This is a genomic window from Kitasatospora sp. NPDC127067 (assembly GCF_042724755.1).
GTDB classification, from domain to species: domain Bacteria; phylum Actinomycetota; class Actinomycetes; order Streptomycetales; family Streptomycetaceae; genus Kitasatospora; species Kitasatospora lactacystinica.
Map to the genome: position 1 here is coordinate 1 of NZ_JBHXEM010000260.1, position 4,083 is coordinate 4,083.

Here is a 4,083-nt window from a genome sequence, read left to right on the forward strand (position 1 = left end):
CCACTCGGGCACGGCCGGCGGACCGGCCCGGATGCCCCCGGGCCCTCGCCCGCTCAGCGGGCCGGCCGCGGCGGCCAGGCGCCCGGGGCCAGGACGCCGGTGGCGTAGGCCCGGGCGACCAGGGCGGTGCGGTTGGGGACGCGCCAGCGCCGGGTGAGGCGGGCCAGGTGGTAGTTGATCCCGTCCGGGGTGACACCGATCTCCCGGGCGATCTGCGCCGTGGTGTCGCCCCGGGCCGCCGCGGCCAGGATCCGGGCCTCGACCGGGCTGACCTCGACCTGCGGGCCGGGAGCCGGGGCGGCGGCCGCTGGCTGCGCCGCCCGCAGCGACAGCAGCAGGCTCGGGGTCTGCTCCGGGGTGTCGCCGACCAGGTCGACGGTCATCTCGCCGTGCCGCTCGCGGCCGTCGGCGGACGTCCAGGAGACCCGCGCCGGGTACTGCGAGCGGCGGTGCAGCCGGACGGCCTCGGTGAGCGCCTCAAGGGTGCCGGTGTCCCGCAGGGTGAAGAACTCCAGGATCCTACGGTTGTGCAACTGACCTGGCAAGCAGCCGAATTCGACCGCCATGGCGCGGTTGACGATCAGGATGCGCCCCCCGAACTCGCACACCGCGATCGGCAGCGGCACGTGGTCCAGCAACCGCAGCGCCCGGTTGCGCCAGATCACCGCCGCTTCCCGCGGGCTGTCCGGTACCGGGCCGCAGCCCTCGGTCGTCCGCATCCGTGATTCTCCTTCCCCGGGGCCGACGCTGACGGTCCGTAGCAAGCCCGTAACCGACCCGGGCACTACACAATCATGTAGTGACCGCGGCCCGCACCCCCTCCCGGTGGGCGCACAGTGGTGGGAGACGAAAGTTTCCTGCCGTGGGAGGGGCACACCGATGACCGAGACCGTGGAGCGCACGACCGAGGACGAGCGGGCGGCCGGGGGCGAGAGCCGGGCCGTCCCCCTGGTGGACATCTCGGCGATGCCGCCGGCCGCCGCCCCGGTGCTGCGCATCATGGAGCTGGCCAGAGAGCACGGCCCGGCCTTCGTCCAGCGACTGCACGGCCGGGACACCCTGGTCGTCAGCGGCCTGGAGCTGGTCACCGAGCTGGCCGACGAGACCCGGTTCACCAAGTCGATCGGCCCGGCCCTGGAGAACGTCCGGCAGTTCACCGGAGACGGCCTGTTCACCGCCTACAACGACGAGCCCAACTGGGCCCGGGCGCACGACATCCTGATGCCCGCCTTCGCGCTCGGCTCGATGCGCACCTACCACCCGGTGATGCTGCGGGTGGCCCGCCGGCTGGTCGACTCCTGGGACCGACGGGAGGCCGCCGGACAGCCGGTGGACGTGCCCGGCGACATGACCCGGATGACCCTGGACACCATCGGCCTGGCCGGGTTCGGCTTCGACTTCGGTTCCTTCGAGCGGGACGAGCCGCACCCCTTCGTCGAGGCGATGGTGCGCTGCCTGGAATGGGCGATGACCAGCCTCACCCGCGACCCGGAGGCGGACCACCGCGAGCGCGACGCGGCCTTCCGCGCCGACTCCGACTACCTGGCCGCCGTGGTGGACGAGGTGATCGCCGCCCGCGCCGAGGAGGACGTCCAGGGCCCGGCCGAGGACCTGCTCGGTCTGATGCTCGGTGCCGTTCGCCCCGCGGACGGCACCCGGCTGGACGCCGAGAACATCCGCAACCAGGTGATCACCTTCCTGATCGCCGGCCACGAGACCACCGCCGGCGCGCTCTCCTTCGCGCTGTACTACCTGGCCAAGCACCCGACCGCGCTGCGCCAGGTGCAGCGGGAGGTGGACGAACTCTGGGGCGACCAGGCCGATCCCGAGCCCTCCTACGAGGACGTCGGACGGCTGCGCCACACCCGCCAGGTACTCAACGAGGCGCTGCGGCTGTGGCCGACGGCGCCCGCGTTCAGCCGGGAGGCGCGCGCGGACACCCTGCTCGGCGGACGCATCCCGCTGCGCGCCGGGGAGACCGTCCTCGTCAGCACGCCGCTGCTGCACCGCGACCCGGCGTGGGGCGACAACCCGGAGCTGTTCGACCCGTCCCGGTTCGACCCGGAGTACGAAGAGAGCCGCTCCCCGCACGCCTTCAAGCCCTTCGGCACCGGCGAACGCGCCTGCATCGGGCGGCAGTTCGCGCTGCACGAGGCCGTCATGCTGCTCGGCATGCTGGTGCACCGCTACCGGCTGATCGACCACGCCGACTACCGGCTGACCCTCAAGCAGACGCTCACCATCAAGCCCGACGGGTTCACCCTCGGCCTCGCCCGGCGCACGCCCGCCCCGGCCTTCGACGCCTCCCCCGCGGACTCCCTCGCCGCCGCCGCGCCGACGGCGGTCGACCGGCAGGCCGGACCGGCCGCCGGGCGTCCCGGACGGGTCCGGCGGGGCACCGGGCTGCTGCTCCTGCACGGCTCCAACTACGGTGCCTGCCGGGAGTTCACCCGGCAGCTCGCGGAGGCCGCCGCCGACCTCGGCTGCGAGACCGTGACCGCCCCGCTGGACGCGTACGCGGACGGCCTGCCCACCGACCGGCCGGTGGTGATCACCGCCGCCTCGTACAACGGGCAGCCGACCGACGACGCGGCCCGGTTCGTCCGCGGGCTCCAGGAGTCCCGGGAGGGCGGCGGGGCCGAGGGCGTCGAGTACGCGGTGCTCGGCATCGGTGACCGCACCTACGCCGCGACCTACCAGCGCGTCCCGGCGCTGATCGACGACCGGCTCGCCGAGCTCGGCGGCACCCGGCTGCTGGCCCGCGCCGAGGCCGACGCCTCCGGCGACCTGGAGGGCACCGTGCGGCAGTTCACCGGGGCGCTGCGCGAGGCCCTGCTGGCGCGCTACGGGGACGCCGACGCCCCCGCCGGGGTGCCGCCGGTGGCCGCGTACACGGTGACCGAGGTGACCGGCGGCCCGTTGGCCGCGCTCGCCGCCCGGCACGACACGGTGGAGCTGACCGTCACCGCCGTCGGCAGCCTGACCGACCCGGCCTACCACCGGGTCAAGCGGCTGGTCCGGCTGGCCCTGCCGGAGGGCACCGGCTACCGGACCGCCGACCACCTCACCGTGCTCCCGGCCAACGAACCGGTGCTGGTCGAGCGCGCCGCCAAGCTGTTCGGCGCTGACCCGGACACGGTGCTGAACATCGTGGCGCACCGGCGCACCGGACTGGCCGTCGACCGCCCGCTGACCGTCCGCGAGCTGCTCACCCGTCACGTCGAGCTGCAGGACCGCCCGAACGCCGAGCAGCGCGCCGCGCTGGCGTCGCTCAACCCCTGCCCGCCCGAGCAGGCCGCCCTGCGGGCCCTGCCCGACGACGACCCGCGCACCCTGCTGGACCTGATCGAGGACCACCCGGCGCTGCGGGAGCGGCTGAGCTGGCCGGTGCTGCTGGAGCTGCTGCCGCCGATCCGGCCGCGGCACTACTCGATCTCCTCCTCGCCCACCGGCGACCCCGGCCAGGTGGAGCTGATGGTCTCGGTGCTCAGCGCCCCGGCCCGCTCGGGCCGGGGGACGTTCCGGGGCGCCGGATCCGGCTACCTCGACCGGGTCGCCGTCGGCGACACCGTGCTGGCCCGGGTCCAGCCCTGCCGGGAGGCGTTCCGGATCGGCCACCGCACCCCGGTGGTCATGGTCGCGGCCGGCACCGGCCTGGCACCCTTCCGGGGCGCCGTCGCCGACCGCCGGGCGCTGCTCGCGCGGGGCGCCGCCCTCGCCCCGGCGCTGCTGTACTTCGGCTGCGACGACGAGGCGGCGGACTACCTGCACCGCGGCGAGCTGGAGGCCGCCGAGCGGGCCGGCGCGGTCTCGCTGCGGCCCGCCTTCAGCGAGCGGCCCCAGCAGGGGCGGCGCTACGTGCAGGACCGGATCGCGGCCGAGGCGGCCGAGGTCTGGGAGCTGCTGGAATCCGGCGCCGAGGTGTACGTGTGCGGCGACGGGGCCCGGATGGCGCCGGGCGTCCGGGCGGCCTTCCGGGCGCTGTACCGGGAGCGCACCCCGGGCGCCGACGAGCAGCGGGCGCAGGCCTGGCTGAAGGGGCTGATCGAGGCCGGCCGGTACGTCGAGGACGTGTACGCTGGC

At 75.2% G+C, this 4,083-nt stretch carries 2 protein-coding genes; one reads left to right on the plus strand and one right to left on the minus strand.

Annotated features, from left to right (window positions below; translation table 11 throughout):
* Nucleotides 1–53: 53 nt before the first annotated feature.
* Nucleotides 54–719, minus strand: a complete 666-nt coding sequence (locus ACFWJ4_RS41020; protein WP_380554415.1) for a helix-turn-helix transcriptional regulator — start codon at nucleotides 717–719, stop codon at nucleotides 54–56.
* A gap of 160 nt (nucleotides 720–879) precedes the next feature.
* On the opposite strand from ACFWJ4_RS41020, the gene ACFWJ4_RS41025 reads away from it, so the two are divergent.
* Nucleotides 880–4,083, plus strand: a 3,204-nt coding sequence (locus tag ACFWJ4_RS41025) for a cytochrome P450 (protein ID WP_380554418.1), incomplete at its 3' end; no start/stop codon positions are given.

Coding starts and splice junctions, on each gene's coding strand:
- ACFWJ4_RS41020 (WP_380554415.1), bottom strand. CDS start 719: ATGCGGACGACCGAGGGCTGCGGCCCGGTACCGGACAGCCCGCGGGAA.